Annotated in this window: 20 protein-coding genes; 11 read left to right on the forward strand and 9 right to left on the reverse strand. The window is 66.8% G+C overall.

Annotated features, from left to right (window positions below; translation table 11 throughout):
- Nucleotides 1-44: 44 nt before the first annotated feature.
- Nucleotides 45-809: a substrate-binding periplasmic protein gene (locus tag FAS41_RS02835; RefSeq protein WP_138520150.1), complete on the reverse strand. Its 765-nt coding sequence runs from the start codon at nt 807-809 to the stop codon at nt 45-47.
- Nucleotides 810-913: 104 nt separating this feature from the next.
- The gene (locus FAS41_RS02840) at nt 914-1,996 is read right to left on the reverse strand and encodes an endonuclease/exonuclease/phosphatase family protein (protein ID WP_138520151.1); all 1,083 of its coding nucleotides are present in this window, start codon (nt 1,994-1,996) and stop codon (nt 914-916) included.
- A gap of 153 nt (nt 1,997-2,149) precedes the next feature.
- Between FAS41_RS02840 and FAS41_RS02845 the strand changes: the two genes are divergently transcribed.
- Nucleotides 2,150-2,986, forward strand: a complete 837-nt coding sequence (locus FAS41_RS02845; RefSeq protein WP_138520152.1) for an SDR family oxidoreductase — start codon at nt 2,150-2,152, stop codon at nt 2,984-2,986.
- Nucleotides 2,987-3,017: 31 nt separating this feature from the next.
- On the opposite strand, the gene FAS41_RS02850 is transcribed toward FAS41_RS02845, so the two are convergent.
- Nucleotides 3,018-3,449 (reverse strand): VOC family protein, encoded by a 432-nt coding sequence (locus FAS41_RS02850; protein ID WP_138520153.1) that lies wholly within the window; start codon nt 3,447-3,449, stop codon nt 3,018-3,020.
- Nucleotides 3,450-3,537: 88 nt separating this feature from the next.
- Nucleotides 3,538-4,188: a YciC family protein gene (locus tag FAS41_RS02855; RefSeq protein ID WP_138520154.1), complete on the reverse strand. Its 651-nt coding sequence runs from the start codon at nt 4,186-4,188 to the stop codon at nt 3,538-3,540.
- Nucleotides 4,189-4,345: 157 nt separating this feature from the next.
- Here FAS41_RS02855 and FAS41_RS02860 point away from each other — a divergent pair, with 157 nt between their 5' ends.
- The 9 genes from FAS41_RS02860 (at nt 4,346) to FAS41_RS02900 (ending at nt 14,053) form a co-directional block, all read left to right on the forward strand.
- A complete protein-coding gene (locus FAS41_RS02860; protein WP_138520155.1) occupies nt 4,346-5,092 on the forward strand; it encodes a DUF2076 domain-containing protein in 747 nt (248 codons plus the stop codon).
- A gap of 93 nt (nt 5,093-5,185) precedes the next feature.
- Complete coding sequence (locus FAS41_RS02865; protein WP_138520156.1) at nt 5,186-5,662, forward strand: LabA-like NYN domain-containing protein; 477 nt, start codon at nt 5,186-5,188, stop codon at nt 5,660-5,662.
- 50 nt (nt 5,663-5,712) lie between these two features.
- On the forward strand, nt 5,713-7,095 hold the full coding sequence (gene rhlE1 / locus FAS41_RS02870) for an RNA helicase RhlE1 (RefSeq protein ID WP_138520157.1): 1,383 nt from the start codon (nt 5,713-5,715) through the stop codon (nt 7,093-7,095).
- Nucleotides 7,096-7,264: 169 nt separating this feature from the next.
- Nucleotides 7,265-8,083: a helix-turn-helix transcriptional regulator gene (locus tag FAS41_RS02875; RefSeq protein WP_138520158.1), complete on the forward strand. Its 819-nt coding sequence runs from the start codon at nt 7,265-7,267 to the stop codon at nt 8,081-8,083.
- Between the two features lie 306 nt (nt 8,084-8,389).
- On the forward strand, nt 8,390-9,505 hold the full coding sequence (locus FAS41_RS02880; protein WP_138520159.1) for an ABC transporter ATP-binding protein: 1,116 nt from the start codon (nt 8,390-8,392) through the stop codon (nt 9,503-9,505).
- 50 nt (nt 9,506-9,555) lie between these two features.
- The gene (locus tag FAS41_RS02885; RefSeq protein WP_138520160.1) at nt 9,556-10,698 is read left to right on the forward strand and encodes an ABC transporter substrate-binding protein; all 1,143 of its coding nucleotides are present in this window, start codon (nt 9,556-9,558) and stop codon (nt 10,696-10,698) included.
- A 125-nt stretch (nt 10,699-10,823) separates the two neighbouring features.
- Nucleotides 10,824-11,735 (forward strand): ABC transporter permease, encoded by a 912-nt coding sequence (locus tag FAS41_RS02890; RefSeq protein WP_138520161.1) that lies wholly within the window; start codon nt 10,824-10,826, stop codon nt 11,733-11,735.
- A gap of 1 nt (nt 11,736) precedes the next feature.
- The gene (locus FAS41_RS02895) at nt 11,737-12,555 is read left to right on the forward strand and encodes an ABC transporter permease (RefSeq protein ID WP_024764643.1); all 819 of its coding nucleotides are present in this window, start codon (nt 11,737-11,739) and stop codon (nt 12,553-12,555) included.
- Nucleotides 12,556-12,580: 25 nt separating this feature from the next.
- Nucleotides 12,581-14,053 (forward strand): aldehyde dehydrogenase family protein, encoded by a 1,473-nt coding sequence (locus FAS41_RS02900; RefSeq protein ID WP_138520162.1) that lies wholly within the window; start codon nt 12,581-12,583, stop codon nt 14,051-14,053.
- A 277-nt stretch (nt 14,054-14,330) separates the two neighbouring features.
- Here the strand turns inward: FAS41_RS02900 and FAS41_RS02905 are convergent, their stop codons facing one another.
- The 3 genes from FAS41_RS02905 to FAS41_RS02915 form a co-directional block, all read right to left on the reverse strand.
- Nucleotides 14,331-14,699 carry a VOC family protein gene (locus FAS41_RS02905; protein ID WP_138520163.1) on the reverse strand — a complete coding sequence of 123 codons (369 nt, stop codon included), beginning with the start codon at nt 14,697-14,699 and terminating at the stop codon, nt 14,331-14,333.
- A 94-nt stretch (nt 14,700-14,793) separates the two neighbouring features.
- The gene (locus tag FAS41_RS02910; RefSeq protein WP_138520164.1) at nt 14,794-15,399 is read right to left on the reverse strand and encodes a GNAT family N-acetyltransferase; all 606 of its coding nucleotides are present in this window, start codon (nt 15,397-15,399) and stop codon (nt 14,794-14,796) included.
- A 60-nt stretch (nt 15,400-15,459) separates the two neighbouring features.
- A complete protein-coding gene (locus tag FAS41_RS02915) occupies nt 15,460-16,701 on the reverse strand; it encodes a TIGR03862 family flavoprotein (protein WP_138520165.1) in 1,242 nt (413 codons plus the stop codon).
- Nucleotides 16,702-17,003: 302 nt separating this feature from the next.
- Here FAS41_RS02915 and FAS41_RS02920 point away from each other — a divergent pair, with 302 nt between their 5' ends.
- Nucleotides 17,004-17,504 (forward strand): hypothetical protein, encoded by a 501-nt coding sequence (locus FAS41_RS02920; protein WP_171049423.1) that lies wholly within the window; start codon nt 17,004-17,006, stop codon nt 17,502-17,504.
- Here FAS41_RS02920 and FAS41_RS02925 read toward each other — a convergent pair.
- Nucleotides 17,489-18,412, reverse strand: coding sequence for a histone deacetylase family protein (locus FAS41_RS02925; RefSeq protein WP_138520166.1), 924 nt, complete (start codon nt 18,410-18,412; stop codon nt 17,489-17,491). The two genes, FAS41_RS02920 and FAS41_RS02925, sit on opposite strands and share 16 nt — an antisense overlap.
- 101 nt (nt 18,413-18,513) lie before the next feature.
- Nucleotides 18,514-19,719, reverse strand: a complete 1,206-nt coding sequence (locus FAS41_RS02930; protein ID WP_138520167.1) for an MFS transporter — start codon at nt 19,717-19,719, stop codon at nt 18,514-18,516.
- Nucleotides 19,720-19,887: the final 168 nt, after the last annotated feature.

Genomic DNA, 19,887 nt, shown 5'->3' on the forward strand with positions numbered 1-19,887 from the left:
TACGCCCGCGAATGGAAGACGGTCGCGCCTGTGCGAAACGCCGTTCAGGGCAATTTCATTTCGTAGCCCGCCGCCACCAGGTCGTCGTAGGCGCGGTCCAGCTGCGCGCGCAGACCTTCGGCGTCGGGAGCGTGGCGGGAGACGATGAGCTTGGTCGGCACGCTGTACAGGCTGTCGAAGGCCAGTGGCGCCATGTTCAGTTCCCGGCGTGCCTGCTCCACCGGGGTCTGGTAGTCGATCAGGTAATCGCCGCGGCCGCGTTCGAGCATCTGTAAGGCAGCAGCGTGGGTGCTGGTGCGATGGATTTCCAGTTGCAGCTTGGGGTCGGCCAGCATCTCGGTGATGGGGCGCCAATAGCTGTAGCCGCTGATGAGGATGACGCGGCTGCCGGTCAGCCCATCCGGTATTTTCGGAGAGTTTTGCGAGGGCATGCGGTAGAGGTTCAGCTCAACGTGACCGAGCACGCGCTCGCACTCCAGGGTGCTGTCGGCCAGCTCGACCTTGCCCGGTGCGCCGGCCCACAGCTGCACGCTGCCGTCCTGCAGGCCGAGGTACAGGCGGGCGCTGGGCAGCGGACGGAAGTCGGCGCGGTAACCGGCCTTGAGCAGGATGCGCCGGACCATCTCGGCGCCGCTGCCTCGGGTGCTGCCATCCGGGGCAGTGTAGGTATAGGGCGGGAATTCGTAGTAGCCCACGGTCAAGGCCGGCAGCGGGTGCGGCAGGCGGTCGGCCAGCGTGGGCCTGTCGACGGCGAGGGCGTTGAGGCAGAAGAGGGCGAGGATCAGCCCGGCGAGACGGCGCAAATGCATGGATGGCCTGGATGCTCGTTATCGTTTTTGTTCGAAGCGAGCCGAGCATGCGACTGCCACATCGCGCTTGTCCAGCCTCCACTGGCGGCGATGTGCCGCAGCGCTCAGTGAGGTAGCAGGAAGCGCGCGGATAGCGGCAGGTGGTTGGAGATGCGCAGGGTGTCGTGGCTGCGTACGCCGGCATCCAGGCGGTTCAGGCTGGTGCTGTGGAACAGGTAGTCGAGGGTGCGATCGGGCTTGTGCACGCGCGGGTCGTTGGGGAAGTGGGTGTACCACTTCTCCTGGTCGGCGCCGCTGGATTCCTCGACCGCCGGGACCACTGGGAAGCGCGCCGCCAGCAGGTTCAGTTCGCTGTTGGCGCGGTAGGGCTCGCGCAGCACTTCCGGCAGGTAGGGGTACTGGCCCAGCGGCAGCAGGCCGAGGTCGCCGCCGAGCAGCCAGGGGCGGCCGGCGGCCTGCAGGGTGTTCAGGTGGGCCTCGACGGCCTCGACCTGCCGCTGTGGGGTGTTGTCGCCGTTGGGGCGTTCCAGGCGCGTGTTGATCACGCTGAGCTGGCCACCGCCGCGAATCGGCAGGTCGCTCTGAAGCATCGCCGGCTGCGGGGCGAACAGGTGCAGCAGCGGGATGGATGAGCGCTGCGGCAGGGCGATGCGCTCGCCGCCGGTGATCTGGAAACGACTGAAGGTCACCAGCTTACGCCCGGCGCTGCCGAAAACATGGGGGTTCGGATCGAAGCGCGCTTTCCAGTCGAAGGCGGCGGTGGAGCAGGGGTAGAGGTCGGTCAGGCGATCGCCGATGAGCGCCTGCTGGTCCTGCTTGCCGGTGGCGGCGGCACCGTCGTCTACCTCCTGCAGCAGGACGATGTCCGGGGCCTCGTCGCGAATCACCCGCACCACTTCGTCGAGGCTGTAGGCGATGTCCTCGGGGCTGGGGCTGTCGTCGGGACCGGTGGTGTCGGGCAGGTCGTCCCAGAAGATGTAGCGCTTGCCGGCCAGGTACTGGACGTTCCAGGTCATCACCTTCAGCGCCTGCCCCGGCTGCAGTTGCGGCGCGGGTGCGCGGCACTGCGCGGCGACGCTTTCACGCTCGGCGGGGTGCCAGGCCAGCAGCCAGGCGGCGGCGGTGACGGCGAGCAGCAGGGCGATGAGCAGCACGAAGAGGAAGCGGTGGCGAAGCGAGAGGCTCATGGGTGACCAGGGGCTATGCTTGTTGGGTCCAGAGGATAGTGGTTGCGACTTTGTATTTCACCTCCGTGTTTGATGTGGGAATTATCCTGAAACCTTGTGAGATGTAGTTCGCAAGACGTCAACATCGCGCCCTGCGGGCTTCGGGAGACTGCCATGCCCCGCACACTCTTCTCCCATTCGACCTACCGGCGCAAGGTGGTGCTGGTCAGCGGCGGCTGTTCCGGTATCGGCCGCGCGCTGGTGCTGCGCTTTTCCCAGGCCGGCGCGCACCCGGTGATCCTCGACCTCGATCAGGCGGCGCTGGACAGCCTGGTGCAGCACTTGCGCGAGCACCTGAACGTCGAAGCCCTCGGCCTGCGCTGCGACATCGCCGACGCTGAGGCGGTGGAGCGTGCAGTGGCGCTTGCCGTCGAGCGCTTCGGCGGCATCGACGTGCTGGTGAACAACGCTGGCATCACCCACCGCAGCCTGTTCATCGAGACCGAGCTGGCGGTGTTCCGGCGGGTGATGGCAGTGAACTTCTATGGTGCGCTGCACTGCACCCAGGCGGCGCTGCCCAGCCTGCTGGCGCGGCACGGGCAGATCGTCGTGCTCAGTTCGCTGACCGGCTTCGCCCCGTTGCTCTACCGCAGCGCCTACAACGCCAGCAAGCACGCGCTGCACGGGCTGTTCGACACGCTGCGCATGGAGCTGGACGGCACCGGCGTGGCGATCACCCTGGCCTGCCCGGGCTTTACCGCCACCGATCTGCGCAAGAACGCCCTGGTGGGCGACGGCTCGGTGATTCGCCAGCCAGCCGTGGTGCTGGGCGCGGAAGTGGCCTCGCCGCGCGACGTGGCCGAGGCGATCTACCAGGGGGCCTTGCGTCGTCGGCGACTGCTGGTGCTGTCCAACGTCAATTGGCGTGCGCGCCTGCTGGCGCGGTTTTTCCCCCGGCTGTTCGAGAAGCTGCTGGTGCCGAAGATGTCGGGGCTCAGGCCGGGACATTAGCTTTTCTACAGATGAAGCCCCTTGCCACCCCTCAGTGGGAGTGGGTATCGAAACCTCCACCCGCCAGCGCCATGTCCCAGAACGACGCCTCGATCTTGTGCCCGTCCAGGTCACGGACGAAGCAGCCGTAGTAGGGGGCGCCGTAGAGCGGACGCGGACCGGGGGCGCCCTCGTCGGTGGCGCCAGCGGCAATCGCGGCGCGGTAGAAAGCGTCCACGTCCTCGCGGGAATTGGCCATGAAGCCGAAATGCGTGCCGTTGCCGACAGAGGCCGGGCGCCCGTCGATGGGCGTCTGCAGCCAGAACTCGGGGAACACGCGGCCGTAGGCCACGGCGCCGGGGTGTTCCATGATCGGCTGGCAGCCCAGGGCCGGCAGCACGGCGTCGTAGAACGCCTTGGCGCGGGGATAGTCGTTGGTGCCGATGGAAATGTGCGAAAGGCAGCTGGGCGGGAAGTCGCTCACGGCGAGTCTCCATACTCGGGGAAAGGAGACTCCAGCGTAGAACCCCGGCCCGTTGTGTGCCGGGGGATTTGTTGCGACTTGCTGCCGCTCAGGCGGCTTCGCGGCCGAGCAGGATGAAGATGCGGTAGGCGGCCACCGTCAGCAGCAGCTGGAAGAACCCGCTCAGCGAGTGCAGGACCACGCTCAGGACCGGCGCGTCCTTGCCGGCCTCGGTGATCCAGCCCTCGGCGATCCACACCGGGGCGAGGATGGCCAGGGAGGTCATCAGCAGCAGGAAGAAATGCCCGGTGGTCAGCGCGAAGCTCTCGCGCATCGCGTCGATGGGCGAACGGCCGCGCTGCACCAGGAGGAATTCGGCGAAGGCCAGCTTGATCATGACGAAGATGCCCGGCAGGACCATCAGGTACAGGCCGATCACGATCAGCAGCGAGGTGATCGCCGAGAGCAGGGCGAAGGCCGGCCACAGCCGCAGGGCTGCGCTCCACAGTTCGCGTACGCCCCGCTCGACGCCTTCGCCGGCGTCGATCATGTAGAGGATCAGGCTGGCGGTGTAGATCGGGTAGAACACCAGGCCCGCGGCCATGCCCCAGGGCGCGAAGTTCTGCGGGCCGGCGGCGACGTTGATCTGCTGCTGGACCAACGTCTCGATGACGATCCAGGGCAGGCACAGCGGCACCAGGATGCCGAGGTGACGGGAGAAGAAGAACCAGGTGTCGCGGAGGATGGAAAGGGGATTCATCAGTAACCCGATACTGTCCGAGGGCTTCGACTCTAACTTAAGCAAACCCTCAGCTGAAGACGCCAGAATTCTGCGATCGGAACTTGTTTTTTTGCGAGCCGATCCAATGTTGGAAAGGCAATGTTCTGCCGAACCACCCGCTCACTCGAGGTCTGCCATGAATTCCGAAGAGCAATCCCTGATCGATGGTCTGTTCACCCGCCTGCGTGACGCCGAGGCGCAGACCGCGCCGCGCGACGTCGACGCCGAAGCACAGATCAACCGGCACCTGGTGCAACAGCCGGCTGCGCCGTACTACATGGCCCAGGCGATGCTGATCCAGGAAGCGGCGATCAAGCGCCTGGACCAGCGCGTCAAGGAGCTGGAAGCGCAGCAGGCCAGGGCGCAGGAACAGCGCCCGAGCAGCGGCGGCTTCCTCGCTGGGCTGTTCGGCGGCGGCCAGAGCCAGGATCCGCGCCCGGCGCAACCGCAGCAACGCCCGGATGGCTGGGGCCAGACGCGCTTCTCGCAACCCGGCGGCAATGCGGCTTACGCCAATACCCCTGCGAGCAGCAATCCGAACGACTTCAGACCTGCTCAGCCTGCGCAAGCCGCGCCCCAGGGCGGCGGCTTCCTGCGCGGTGCCCTGCAGACCGCAGCGGGCGTGGCCGGTGGCGTGATGGTGGCGAATGCGCTGACCAGCCTGTTCCACAGCAGCCAGCCCCAGGAGATCGTCGAGGTGATCCAGGAGCAGCCGGTACAGCCGGAGCCCTCGAGCTTCGATGACTCCCGAGGCGACGATTCCTTCGGGGGTGGCGACCGCTATGCCGACAACAACTTCAGTGACGCCAATTACGACGACGGCGGCAGCTTCGGTGACGACTCCGGCTTCTTCGGCGGTGACGACGGCGATATGTTCAGCTGAGCGCACGCTCAAGCTGACCCGCCCGCCGGGACTGGCGGGGGCGCGTCGCTGTGCCGATAATGCGCCCCCGCTGTTCGAGTCCCGGAGTCACCGTTGAAGACCATCGCCCTGTTCGCCGACGTGCAGAACCTCTACTACACCGTGCGTCAGGCCTACGGCTGCCACTTCAACTACGCTGCGCTGTGGGCCGAGCTGAGTGCCCAGGGCACTATCGTCCAGGCCTACGCCTATGCCATCGACCGTGGCGATGCCAGGCAGCAGCAGTTCCAGCAGATCCTGCGCAAGCTTGGCTTCACCGTGAAGCTCAAGCCCTACATCCAGCGCGCCGACGGCTCGGCCAAGGGTGACTGGGACGTGGGCATCACCATCGACATCCTCGACGCCGCGCCAAACGTGGACGAGATCGTCCTGGCTTCCGGCGACGGTGATTTCGACCTGCTGCTCGACCGCGTCCGTGCCGGCGGCACCGATGCCACTGCCTACGGCGTGCCGGGCCTTACCGCCCAGGCGCTGATCCGCGCGGCCAGCCGCTACGTGCCCGTCGAAGGCTCGCTGCTGCTGCGATCCTGACCCTTGCGGCTACAATGCCGCCCATTCCAAATCGTTTTTGCGAGCGCTCCATGACCTTCGCCTCCCTTGGCCTGATCGATCCCCTCCTGCACGCCCTCGACGGGCTCGGCTACCAGAATCCGACGGCGGTGCAGGCCCAGGCCATCCCTGCGGTGCTCAAGGGGCGCGACCTGCTGGCCGCCGCCCAGACCGGCACCGGCAAGACCGCCGGCTTCGCCCTGCCGCTGCTGCAGAGGCTGCTGCAGGAAGGCCCGCAGGTGGCCGCCAACTCGATCCGCGCCCTGGTACTGGTGCCGACCCGCGAGCTGGCCGAGCAGGTCCATGAGAGTGTCCGCGCCTACGGCCAGCATGTGCCGCTGCGCACCGCCGTGGCGTACGGCGGGGTCAGCATCAACCCGCAGATGATGAAGCTGCGCAAGGGTGTCGATGTACTGGTGGCGACGCCCGGCCGCCTGCTCGACCTGTATCGGCAGAACGCCCTGAAATTCACCCAGCTGCAGGTGCTGGTGCTGGACGAGGCCGACCGCATGCTCGACCTGGGCTTCGCCCGCGAGCTGGACGAAGTCTTCGCCGCGCTGCCAAGGCGCCGGCAGACCCTGCTGTTTTCCGCGACCTTCTCCGACGCCATTCGGCAGATGGCCCGCGAGCTGCTGCGTGACCCGCTGACCATCGACGTGGCGCCGCGCAATACGGCGGCAAAGACGGTGAAGCAGCACCTGGTCACCGTGGACAAGAAGCGCAAGGCCGAGCTGTTCCTGCACCTGCTGCGTGAGCAGGGCTGGCGCCAGGCGCTGGTGTTCGCCAAGACCCGCAAGGGCGTCGACGAGCTGGTCGACGTGCTGCACAAGCAAGGCATTCGCGCGGACTCGATCCACGGCGACAAGCCGCAGCCGACACGCCTGCGCGCGCTGGCGCGGTTCAAGGCCGGCGAAGTGGATTTCCTCGTCGCCACCGACGTCGCCGCGCGCGGCCTGGATATCGAGGAGATGCCGCTGGTGGTCAACTTCGACCTGCCCATCGTCCCCGAGGATTACGTGCACCGCATCGGCCGCACCGGTCGCGCTGGCGCCAGCGGTCAGGCGATCTCGCTGGTCTGCGCCGATGAAGTGCAGCAGCTGGCGGCCATCGAGACGCTGATCGGGCAACTGTTGCAGCGTCGTGAAGAGGATGGGTTCGAAGCCGAACACCGGGTGCCGCAGACCACGCTGGGCGGCCAGGTACTGAAGAAGCCGAAGAAGCCCAAGCAACCCAAGGTGCCCGAAGGCAAGCCGGGCAAGGTTCACCTCGGCTCGCTGCTGGATGACAAGCCGCAGGTCAAGGCGGTGCGCAAGGCCCCGGGCTTTGGCCTCGGTGGTAAACCGGCCGGCGGCAAGTCTCCCGCCGGCAAATCGCCTGCTGCAAAGCCGGGCGGCAAGGGCGGTCGTCGCCCCTGAGCCGATAAGGCGCGCGCCTGCTCCATCGCGGTGCGCGGCCTTGGGCTGAATCGGGGTTGTCTTCAGGCGCGGCGGGGCCTTGCGGGGTGTGGCGCAAAAGCTGCATTTCCGTGTGGAATCCCGAACGCCTATAGTGTGCCCATTGCGCACACAACAAGAACGACAGCCCATGCGCCACAAGGAACTCAAAGCCTGGACCGGCGGAGTCGCCCATCTGCTCCCGCTGGCCGCCGGTCGCCCGAGCCTGCTCGGCCTCAGCCAATGGCTGCAGCAGGTCTGCGCGGTGGATAACTTCGTGCTCTTCGTCTACGAAGGCAACCACCGACCACTGGACCTGTTCGACAGCTTCCCGGCGGACATCCGGCATGTCTACGTCGAGGACTACCAGGCCGGCCCGTACCTGCTCGATCCCTTCTACCTCGCCTGCACCCGCCACCAGGCGCCCGGCCTGTGGCGTTTGCGGCAGTTCGCGCCGGACCACTTCTACCTGGGCGAGTACTACCAGACGTATTACCAGCAGACCGGCCTGACCGAGGAGATTGCCTTCTTCATCGACCTTGCCGATGGCGCCACCGCCGTGCTCTCGCTGATGCGCAAGACCTCCAGTCCCGCCTACAGCCGTGACGAGATGCAACTGCTGGAGTGCGCGCGGCCGGTGGTCGAGCAGGTGGTACGCGAGGCCTGGGAGCTGCGCCGTGCGCAACCGCGCCCGGCACAGGACCTGGACTACCAGATCCGCGAGGCCTTCGACCAGTTCGGCGCCCAGCTGCTCACGCCCCGTGAGCAGGAGATCGTCCAGCTTCTGCTGCGTGGCCACTCCAGCGCTTCGGTGGCCGAGCAGCTGGATATCAGCCCCGGTACGGTGAAGATCCACCGCAAGAACATCTACGCCAAGCTCGGCATCGGCAGCCAGTCGGAGCTGCTCGGGCTGTTCATCCGTGAACTGGCGGGGCGCGATGCGGCGGGTGGGATGCTCGCGGCGGGTTGAGTGTTGGCAACCCGTAGGGCGAATAACCGTTCACGGTTATCCGCCGTTGTCTTTGGCTGCGATCCGCGCGGCGGATAACGCTTGGGGCGTTATGCGCCCTACGTGATTACGTACGCGGCTCTTCGTAGGAGCGAGCTTGCTCGCGAACCGTTCGACGCCGGCGTCAGTGGAAAGCCCGTTCGCGAGCAAGCTCGCTCCTACAGGGTGTGACGGTGACTACGCATCTATCCCCCGAGGGATATATACACCCCGAAAGCCCCGTTGCTAGCTTGAGCCCCAACAAGAACAAAGTGGGAGCGCGCGGTGATGGAGAGCGGTCAGGACTTCGATATCGAATTCCGCAACGTGGTCAAGCGCTACGGCAGCGTGCCGGCGGTCAACGGGCTGAGCTTCCGGGTGAAGCGCGGCGCCTTCCATTCCTTCCTCGGCAGTTCGGGCTGCGGCAAGACCACCACCCTGCGGATGATCGCCGGCTTCGAGCAGCCCAGCGAAGGCGAAGTGTTGTTGGCCGGTAAAGCCGTCGCCGGGGTGCCGGCGCACCAGCGCGCAGTGAACATGGTGTTCCAGCACTACGCGTTGTTCCCGCACCTGACGGTGACCGAGAACATCGCCTACGGCCTGCGCTACCGCACGCCGCGCCCGGACCGTACGCAGCAGCGCCGCATGGCCGACGAGGCGCTGGAGATGGTGCGCCTGTCCGGCTTCGGCACGCGCAAGCCCCACGAGCTTTCCGGTGGCCAGCAACAGCGCGTGGCGCTGGCCCGCGCGCTGGTCAACAAGCCCACCGTGCTGCTGCTCGACGAGCCCCTGGCGGCGCTGGATCGCAAGCTGCGTAAGGAGATGCAGTCCGAGTTGCTGCGTCTGCAGCGCGAGGTCGGCATCACCTTCGTGCTGGTCACCCATGACCAGGAAGAAGCGCTGTCGATGAGCGACAGCATCAGCATCATGAAGGACGGCCTGATCATCCAGACCGCCACCCCCGAGGCGCTCTACGAGACCCCGGCGAGCCGCTACGTGGCGGACTTCATCGGCGAGTCCAACCTCTTCTCCGGCACCGTGCGCCGACTTGATTCCGGCCGCGTGGTCCTGGGCACCCCGGCCGGGCTGGAACTGAGCAGCCCGCCGACGCCCACCGGCCCTGCGCTGGCGCCCCAGGCCGAGGGTTGCATCGCCGTGCGCCCCGAGCTGGTCGGCATCGCCGCCGCCGACTCGGAGCTGCAGCGCGAGGTGCGCCTGAAGGGCCGCGTCGAAGACCGTATCTACCTGGGCAACCTCACCGAGTACCGCGTGCGCACCGACGCCTTCGGCATCGTCTGCGTACGTGTGCCGCGCAAGGCAGGAGGCGAGTCCGAGGCCTTCGAGCACGGTGCGCCGGTACAGGTCGGCTGGAACCAGGCCAGCGGCCTGGCCATGGCCCTTTGAGTTCGACGATCCAACCATAACGACAATCAGCAGACAGGCGGGGAGTGACGATGGACAAGAAGAGCTTCATCAAGACGATGCGCAGCTGGGAAAACGGCTCCATCACGCGGCGCGATTTCCTTGGCAAGACCGGTCTCGGCCTGGCGATGGCGGTGGTCGCCGCCAATACCCCCGGCCTGCTGACCGGCAAGGCCTACGCGGCCGAGGGCAGCAACATCGGTGACCGCCTGGCGCTGGCCACCTGGCCGAACTACCACAGCCAGGAAAACTTCGACGCCTTCGCCAAGGCCACGGGCGCGCGCGTACAGATGAACGTGTTCGGCTCCAACGAGGAGATGCTCGCCAAGCTGCAGGCCGGCGGCAGCGGCTGGGACGTCTTCGTGCCGACCAACTACACCATCAGTACCTATGTGCAGCTCGGGCTGATCGAGCCGCTGGACCTCTCGCGCATTCCCAACTTCGACCCCAAGGCCTTCGAGGAGCGCTTCATGGCCCAGGGCACGGTGGACGGCAAGGTCTACGCGGTGCCGAAGAACTGGGGCACCACCGGCATCGTCTATGACGCCAGTCGCGTGAAGGGCAGCCCGGACTCCTGGAAACAATTCTGGGACCTGACGCTGACCAGCGCCTCGGGCCGCACCATCGTCCACGACTACCAGCTCACCGCCATCGGCAACGCGCTGAAGTATTACGGCTACAGCTTCAACTCGCTGGACCCGAAGGAACTGGCCGAGGCCGAGAAGCTGCTGATCCAGGCCAAGCCGCACCTGTTCGCGATCAACTCCGACATCCAGCCTTCAATGCGCAACGGCGACGCCTGGATGGCCATGGCCTGGACCGGCGATGCCTCGCAGCTGCATCGCGACAACCCGGACATGACCTTCGTGCTGGGCAAGGAGGGCGGCGAGATCTGGAGCGACTTCTTCGCCATTCCCAAGGGGGCCGAGCACAAGGATGCCGCCTACGCCTTCATCAACTACCTGCTCGACCCGCAGCACAACAAGCTGGAGGTGCTCTCCCACGGCTACCCGAGCGGGGACAAGCGCGTCGATGCGCTGCTCTCCAAGGAGATGCTCGACGACCCGATCATGTACCCGGCAGCCGAGCGTCTTTCGCCGCTGGAGTTCGGCGCCGCGGCGACCCTCACCAGCCCGGCGCGCGCCGAACTGATGGCGCGGTTCAAGGCCGCCTGACGGCCTCTTTGTAGGAGCGAGCTCGCTCGCGAACCCGCCCAGCCTCCGAGCTGACGGGAGAAGCGTTCGCGAGCAAGCTCGCTCCTACAGGGGAGCTGCGTAATTCCATGCGTAGGGAATCGAACATGAACATCGCTGTCAGCGCCCCGTTGCCGCAGACCCAGGCGACACCCACGGTCTCGCGTGCGAAAAGCCTCGGCCGGCGCGTCACGCTCCTGCTGCTCCTGCCGTCCACCCTGTGGTTCCTGCTGCTTCTGCTGATGCCGCTGGTGATCATCCTGGTCTTCAGCTTCGGCGAGCGCAGCGCCGTGGGCGGCTACGGCGGCGGGCTGACGCTGGAGAACTACCTGAACCTCGGTTCCCGCGCCCAGGCCTTCTGGAACACCCTGACCCTGGCGCCGCTGGGCACTCTCGCGTGCCTGCTGGCAGCCTACCCGCTGGCCTACTTCCTGGCGGTGAAGGTGCGGCGCAACAAGTCGCTGCTGCTGACCCTGGTGATCGTGCCGTTCTGGACCAGCTTCCTGATCCGCACCTACGCCTGGATCTTCATCCTCAGCGGCAAAGGCATTCCGGCACTGCTGGAGAGCTTCGGCATCGCCGACGTGCGCCTGATCAACACGCCGTACGCGGTGCTGATCGGCATCGTCTACGGCTACCTGCCGCTGATGGTGTTCCCCATCTACGTGACCCTGGAAAAACTCGACAAGCGCCTGCTGGAAGCTTCCGGTGACCTCGGCGCGAGTGCCTTCGAGACCTTCCGCCGGATCACCCTGCCGCTGTCCGCGCCGGGGGTGATCACCGGGGTGATGCTGGTGTTCATCCTGCTCATGGGCGAGTTCCTGATCCCGGCGATCCTCGGCGGCGGCAAGGTGTTCTTCGTCGGCAACGCGCTGGTCGACCTGTTCCTGCAATCGCGCAACTGGCCCTTCGGCAGCGCGGTGGCGATGACCCTGGTGGCGATGATGCTGGTGATCATCGGCGTCTACCTGAAACTCGTGGCGCGCTACGGCGGCTCACGCAACGACGGAGTGCTCTGAGATGTGGCTGCGCAGTTACTCCACCTCGGTCTACCTGTTCCTCTACGCGCCCATCGCGCTGATCATGCTCTTCGCCTTCAACGCCGGGCGCAGCGGGCTGAGCTTCCAGTGCTGCTCGGTGCAGTGGTTCGGTCGTGCCTTCGGCAACCCGTTCATCATGGAAGCGCTGGGCAACAGCGCGCTGATCGCCTTCTGCTCGGCGCTGATCGCCACACTGTTCGGCACCCTTGCGGTGTTCGGCCTGCAACGCGTGGGCAAGCGCGTGCGCCTGCTGTTCGACGCGCTGACCTACTGCGCGATCATCGTGCCGGGCATCGTCATCGGCATTGCGACGCTGATCGCCTTCATCACCCTGTTCGACGTGGTGAACCCGCTGCTGGCGCTGCTGGACATCGGCCTGCCGAAACTCAACATGGGCTTCGGCACCGTGGTGGCGGCGCACTCGCTGTTTACCATGGCGCTGGTGATGGTGATCGTCCGCACCCGCGTCGAAGCCATGGACAAGTCGCTGCTGGAAGCTTCCGCCGACCTCTATGCGCCACCGCTGGACACCTTCTGGCGCGTGACCCTGCCGCAGATTGCCCCGGCGATCCTGGCGGGCTTCCTGCTGGCGTTCACCTTCAGCTTCGACGATTTCATCATCGCCTTCTTCGTCGCCGGCTCCGAGACCACGCTGCCGATCTACATCTTCTCGTCGATCCGTCGCGGCATCACGCCGGAGATCAACGCCATCTCCACGGTGATCATCTGCGCCTCGCTGGCGCTGCTGTTCACCTCCCGCTACCTGCAGAACCGCCGCACCGGCGTTCAGGCCGCCTGAGGGCCGACTTCAAGGAGACGCGAGCATGCGTGACCAGCTCTACATCAACGGGCAGTGGGTCAGGCCGGACCTGGGCGGTCGCTTCACCAGCTTCGACCCCGCCACCGGCCAGCCGCTGCGCGAAGTGCCGGCGGCGACCGAGGAAGACGTCGACCATGCCGTGCGCGCGGCGCGTACCGCGTTCAATCGCGGCTGGGGGCAGAGCCGCGGCAGCGAGCGCGCCGAATGGCTGGAGGCGCTGGCCGAGGAGCTTGCGCGCAACCAGGACACCCTGGCCGAACTGGAAGTGCGCGACAACGGCAAGCCGCTGCCCGAGGCGCAGTGGGACGTGGCTGACGCTATCGGCTGCTTCCGCTACTACGCCGACCTGGCGCGGGAACTGGACGAGCGCCAGGACCAGGTCCTGGCGCTGCCCGACGAGCGCTTCCGCTGCCGCATCCGCCAGGAGCCGGTGGGTGTGGCCGGGCAGATCATTCCCTGGAACTACCCGCTGCTGATGGCGGCCTGGAAGGTCGCGCCAGCCCTGGCGGCGGGTGCGACCTGCGTGCTCAAACCATCCGAGTTGACACCACTGAGCGCCCTGGAACTGGCCGCCGCGGCGGACGCCGTGGGCCTGCCAGCGGGCGTACTCAATGTATTGCCCGGCCTCGGCGCAGAGGCCGGCAGGCCGCTGAGCCAGCATCCGGGCGTGGACAAGCTGGCCTTCACTGGCAGCGTGCCGACCGGCTCACGGATCATGTCGGCGGCGGCCCAGGACATCAAGAACGTCAGCCTGGAGCTGGGCGGCAAATCGGCCTTCATCGTCTTCGACGACAGCGATGTCGAGGCGGCGGTGGAGTGGATCCTGTTCGGCATCTTCTGGAACCAGGGGCAGGTATGCAGCGCCACCTCGCGCCTGCTGGTGCAGGAGGGCATCGCCCCGCGCCTGATCGAGCGGCTGGTGGAAGCGACCCGCGCCATCACCATCGGTGACGGCCTGCAGCCGGGCGTGCTGCTGGGGCCGCTGGTCAGCCAGGGACAGCACGAAAAGGTACTCGGCTTCGTCGAAAAAGGCCGCGCGGGCGGCGCCCGGTTGCTCACCGGTGGCAAGCGCCCGGCGGGGCTGGAGCAGGGTTGGTTCATCGAGCCGGCGATCTTCGACGAACCGGCCGAGGACGCGCTGATCTGGCGCGAGGAAATCTTCGGCCCGGTGCTCTGTGTGAAGCGCTTCAAGACCGAGGCCGAGGCCCTGCGCCTGGCCAACGACAGCCGCTTCGGCCTGGCCGGCGCGGTGATGTCGGGTGATCCGCAACGCGCCGCGCGGGTAGCCGACGGGCTGCGCGCGGGGATCGTCTGGGTCAACTGCTCGCAGCCCACCTTCACCCAGGCGCCCTGGGGTGGCATGAAGCAGAGTGGCATCGGCCGCGAGCTGGGCGTGTGGGGGCTGGAGAACTACCTGGAGGTGAAGCAGGTGACCGAGTATGTCTCCGATCAGCCCTGGGGCTGGTACCTGAAGTAGCGGCATCACTGTAGGAGCGATCTTGCTTACTCCCAGTCACCCGGGGGGTTCGGCCGGGCTTCGCCCCTCTCCCTAACCCTCTCCCTGAAGGGAGAGGGAACCGTTGGGCAGAGTCGGGTGTTCCGGAGTCAGCCGGCTAGCATAGGGTAGCCGGCTGAAATCTAATCTCGCTCGGCACGGACAAGCCCCCTCTCCCTTCAGGGAGAGGGCAGGGGAGAGGGATCGAGGGTCAACCCAGTACACTGCAGTACCCGACGAGCACCACCCGCGACACATCTCAGTCGAGGTTATGCCCGATCCGCCAGAGCACGCCGCTCGGGTCGTGCAGGGTGAAGTCGCGCATCTTCCACGGCTGGTCTTCCAGTGCACCGAGGCGCACGCCATAGCGCTCGGCGAGGCCGGAGTCGCGGACCTTCGCGTACCAGGCGTCGGCATCCTCCACCAGCAGGTGCAGCATCAGGTTCTCGGCGAATTCCTTGACGTAGTAGTTCTGCAGCAGGAAGGCGCAGTGGTCGCCATGGTGGAAGTAGGCGAGTTCCTCGGAGTTCCACGGCGAGAGGAATCCCAGCTCCTTATAGAACTGTTGGGAGAGCGTGAAATCGCGGGCGGGGACGAAGACTTTCAGTTCAACGCTGGCAGTGCTCATGGGCAACCTTCCTGGTAAGTCGTGAGCAGGCTTTTCGACGGTGCCCTCAACGCGGGCCGGTCGCCTCTGGCGGGCGGCTGGCCGGGAGTCTACCTCAGAGCTGGCGCTGCATGTAGCGGTGGCTGGAAACGCCCGGCAGGGTCGAGACGCGCTCTACCTGCACGCTGAAACCCAGGCGTTCATAGAGCGCCTGGGCCTTGGGGTTGGCCACCGAAACGTCCAGCGCCGCAATGGGCAGGTTGGCGTCGCGACCCATTTGCAGGAAGTGATCGATCAGCTGGCTGCCCAGGCCTTCGCCGCGCAGCGTCGGCGTGACGCCCAGATGCGCGAGGTACAGCGTCCGGCGCGGCGGCGGGCAGATGATCTTCTCCAGTTGCAGGCCACGGCGTATCACCCCCGCCGATCCCAGTCCGAAGTAGCCGAGGATCTGCCGCGTAGCCGCCAGTAGGTAGCCCAGGTTCGCCTCGCCGCCGAACACCGTGCCGGCCGCCACCACCTGGCCGTCCTGTTCGCCGACCCAGTGCTGGCGCCAGCCGAACTGGCCGCCACCCTGGACGAAGGCGTAGCGCAGGAAGTCCTGGGCGCTGTTGCGGCCGGGGCGGGCGAAGGCGTAGTCGAAGGCGTCGGGGCCGGAGCTGTAGATCAGCGGGATGGCGGCGTCGACATCATCGGGGCGGGCGCGGCGAAAGGTCAGCGGCATGCAGGCGACTCCTGGGTGGGAGTCGAGAATCTAGCACTGTCGTTCCATAAAGTGCAGCGCTCAGCCTTGGGCTTCGAGCCACTTCAGCGCGCCCAATCCGGACGTACGGCCGCTGGCGAAGCAGGCGGTGAGCAGATAGCCCCCGGTGGGCGCTTCCCAGTCGAGCATCTCGCCGGCGCAGAACACGCCCGGCAGCACCTTGAGCATCAGGTGCTCGTCCAGTGCCTCGAAGGTCACCCCGCCGGCGCTGCTGATGGCTTCATCCAGCGGGCGGGTGCGCACCACGGTCAGCGGGAGTGCCTTGATCCGTTCGGCGAGGCGCTGCGGATCAGCGTAGTCGGCGGCTGTGGACAACTCGCGCAACAGTCCGGCGCGCACGCCGTCCAGGCCGAGTCGGCCGCGCAGGTGGTTGGCCATGGACTTGGAGCCGCGCGGCTGCGCGACAGCCTTGGCGACCTGCTCCAGGCTGCGGCTGGGCAGCAGGTCCAGGTGCACGGTGGCGCTGCCGGTCTGCTCGATGGACTCGCGGATGCCGGAGGACAGCGCGTAGACCAGGCTGCCCTCGATGCCGCCGGCTGTGACCACGAACTCCCCCTGGCGTGGCGTTCCCCCGGGCAGCGAAAGCGCCACCGGCTTGACCGGCGCGCCAGCGAACTTGTCGCGGAAGAACTCGCTCCAGCCGGCCACCTCGAAGCCGCAGTTGGCCGGGCGCAGTGGCGAGATATCCACCGCGCGTTCGGCCAGCAGCGGCACCCAGGCGCCGTCCGAGCCCAGGCGCTGCCAGCTGCCGCCCCCGAGGGCCAGCACAGTGGCATCGGCCGTCAGGCTACGCTGGCCTTCCGGCCCGTCGATCAGCAGCGCGCCCTCGGCGTCCCAGCCCAGCCAGCGGTGGCGGGTGTGGATAACCACGCCGGCTTCGCGCAGGCGTTTGAGCCAGGCGCGCAGCAGCGGCGCGGCCTTCATGTCGGTGGGGAAGACGCGGCCGGAGGTGCCGACGAAGGTCTCGATCCCCAGGCCATGAATCCACGCGCACAGCGCCTGGTTGTCGAAGGCGTCGATTAGCGGCGCGAGGCTCGGCGCGCGCTGGCCGTAGCGCGACAGGAAGGGTTCGCGCTCCTCGGAGTGGGTGATGTTCATGCCGCCCACGCCAGCCAGCAGGAACTTGCGCCCGACCGAGGGCATGGCATCGAACAGCTGTACCTGCACGCCGGCGCCAGCCAGGACTTCGGCCGCCATGAGGCCAGCGGGGCCGCCGCCGATGACAATCGTGGTACGGGAGGCGAGCGGGCGGAGATCGGTCATGCAGGAGGCCAGGCGAAGGAGGGCGGGAAAGGCCGCAATTCTAGCGCAGCGGTGCGGCGCGCCGGTTGCTCATTTTTTGTCCAGTTCTCGCGGAGCCTGTGTCGTTGGGCGCGGCAGGCGTTTTTCCGCAGCTTATCCACAGGCCGCCTCACAGTTATCGTGGAAAAGCCGCACAGCGGGGCTCCAAGCCATGATGGATAGGGGTTACGAGAATTCCTACAGGGGATCGGGATTGCGCCGATGTTGGCGCTTTTGTGAATCCATCAGCATGCGGGCCTCTTGCAACCTTGGTCCGACTGTCGATGAAAGTCCGTGATTACCTTCGCTCTCATGAGGCCCACCTGTGGGTGGAGGGCAGCGACACCCGCGTCCGGGTGAATGGCCTCGACATTGTCATCCGTAGCCTGCCCAGCGAGGAGATCCGCACCCTCCTCAACGAGGCGGTGGCCCATATGGTGGTGCGCCTGAACAAGAACCTGCAGGGTTCGAAGGTCAAGTTCGAACAGCGGGTACTGGAGCTGCTGTCGATACAGATCGCCCTGCACAACCTCTATGTCTTCACCAACTGGAGCCGCCTGTTGCCGCGTTACCTGCAATTCGCGGGGCCGCTGCGCGCCCAGGAACTGCTGCAGCACCATGTGCCCGAGCAGGTGATGCGCTTTTGCGAGAGGAGTTACGGCGACGAGTGCCGCCCGCGGGCTGCCGCGCTGCTGGGGTTCTCCGCCCATGAACTGGCGCGCTGGGAGCAGCAGCGCCTGCCCACGCGAATGGACACCAACAACTCGCGTTACCGGGCCAACTGAAACTCGCGCGCCACCCGCGCGGCGCTGTGGTGCAGGATGCCATGGCGCCGGGCCAGCGCCTGGCGGTCCTTGTCGTAGCCACCGCCGATCACGCCCACCACTGGGATATCGCTGGACAGGCAGCGGCGGATGACGTGCTCGTCCCGCGCCGCCAGTCCCGCGTCGGTGAGTTGCAGGTAACCCAGGGCGTCGTCCTTGTGCACATCCACGCCGGCGTCATAGAGCACGATGTCCGGCTGGTACAGCGGCAACAGGTAGTCCAGCGCTTCCTGCACCACCTTCAGGTACTCCGCGTCACCCAGGTGCAGTGGCAGGGGAATGTCCCAGTCGCTCTGCGCCTTGCGCGCGGGGAAGTTCTTCTCGCAGTGCAGAGACACGGTCACGGCATCCGGTACGTTCTCCAGGATGCGCGCGGTGCCGTCGCCCTGGTGCACGTCGCAGTCGAAGATCAGCACCCGGTTGGCCTTGCCGCTTTCCAGCAGGTAGAGGCTGATCACTGCCAGGTCGTTGAAGATGCAGAAGCCCGAGGCGTGGTCGTGGTGTGCGTGGTGCGTGCCGCCGGCGAGGTGGCAGGCCAGGCCGTTCTGCAGTGCCAGTTCGGCCGTCAGCAGCGAGCCACCCACTGCGCGCACCGTGCGCCTCGCCAGCGCTTCAGTCCAGGGCAGGCCAAGGCGGCGAAGTTCCTCGCGCTCCATCGCGCCGCTGCAATAGCGCTCGATATAGTTGCGGTCGTGGGCCAGGGCGAGGATATCCACAGGGCAGAGTTCCGGGCGCAGCAGCTGCTCGTCCTGCACCAGGGCGCTGTCCACTAGGTGGTCGCGCAGCAGGCGGAACTTCTCCATGGGAAAACGATGGTTGTCCGGAAAGGGCGGACTGTAGTCGTCGTGGTAGACCAGGGGCAGCGGCATGGCGTCGGCGGATCGGGAATGTGCTGCACAGGGTACGTCGTCGTGGCGCACAGGCGAAAGGGCCGGCATTGCGCCGGCCACATCGCATTCGAGCTCGCGTATCAGCCTTCGTTGGAGGCTGCTGCGTTGCGCTGTTCGCCGCGGCTGGTAGCCACCGACACCGACCACAGCACGAAGCCGCCGATGGCCAGCAGGCTGCCGACCCAGCCTGGCGAGGTCCAGCCGTAGCCCGCCGCCAGGGCCAGGCCGCCGAGGTACGGGCCCAGCGCGTTGGCGAAGTTGAACGCCGAGTGGTTCAGTGCCGCGGCCAGGCCCTGGGCGTCCTCGGCGACGTCCATCAGGCGGGTCTGCAGGACGGTGCCGAGGGCGCCGCCGAAGCCGACGAAGAACACGCAGATCGAGATGGTCCAGATGTTCCCGGCAGTGAACGGGAAGATCGCCAGCACCACCGCGCTCCACACCAGCAGTCCACCGGCGGTGGGCATCACGGCACGGTCGGCGAGCACCGGAATGAACAGGTTGCCCAGGGTCATGCCGATACCGAACACCGCCATCACCAGCGGCACGATGCTCGGCGAGACGTGGGTCACCGCGCCGAGGATATCGGCCAGGTAGGTGTACACCGCGAACAGGCCGCCGAAGCCGATGGCGCCGATGCCCAGGGTCAGCCAGACCTGCCCGCGCTTGAGCGCACCCAGCTCGCGCAGCGGGCTGGAGTTCGGCTCGGCGGGCGAGTAGGGGGCCAGCAGGCGCACGCAGATCATGGTCAGCACGCCCAGCGCGGCAACCAGAGCGAAGCTCCAGCGCCAGCCCGCGGCCTGGCTCAGCCAGTTGGCCAGCGGCACGCCGATGATGGTGGCGACGGTGAGGCCGAGGAACATCCGCCCGACCGCCACGGTGCGCCGGTGCGGCGGCACGATGGAGGCGGCGACCAGCGCGGCGATGCCGAAATAGGCGCCGTGGGGCAGACCGCTGATGAAGCGGAACAGCAGCATCCAGTGGTAGGTCGGCGCCAGGGCGCTCAGGCCGTTGCCGACAGCGAACAGCGCCATCAGCAGCACCAGCAGGGTGCGCCGCGGGAGGCGCGCGCCGAGCACCGCCAGCAGTGGTGCACCGACGACTACGCCCAGGGCGTAGGCGCTGATCACATGACCGGCGGTCGGGGCATCGATGCCCAGTGCCGGGGCGAAGTAGGGCAGCAGGCTCATGGTGGCGAATTCGGTGGTGCCGATGGCGAAGCCGCCGACAGCCAATGCGAAAAGCACCAGGGCCGTACTGCGTTGCAGTCCGGTGGTGGAGGTCGTCATGGGAGTTCCTTGGTCTTTTTTGAGGTGCGCCATGGCGGCGCGGCTGTCTGCGTGAGCACGGTCAAGGCAGTGACCGACAGCGAAGGTAGGAGAAAAATACCAGATGAAGGTGCTTTGTGCTGAATCGATTGCGCCTGGTCTGACGGATTGCGCCCTACAGCCGTGGGG

The sequence above is a fragment of the Pseudomonas nicosulfuronedens genome, from assembly GCF_005877905.1.
Classification (GTDB): Bacteria; Pseudomonadota; Gammaproteobacteria; order Pseudomonadales; family Pseudomonadaceae; genus Pseudomonas; species Pseudomonas nicosulfuronedens.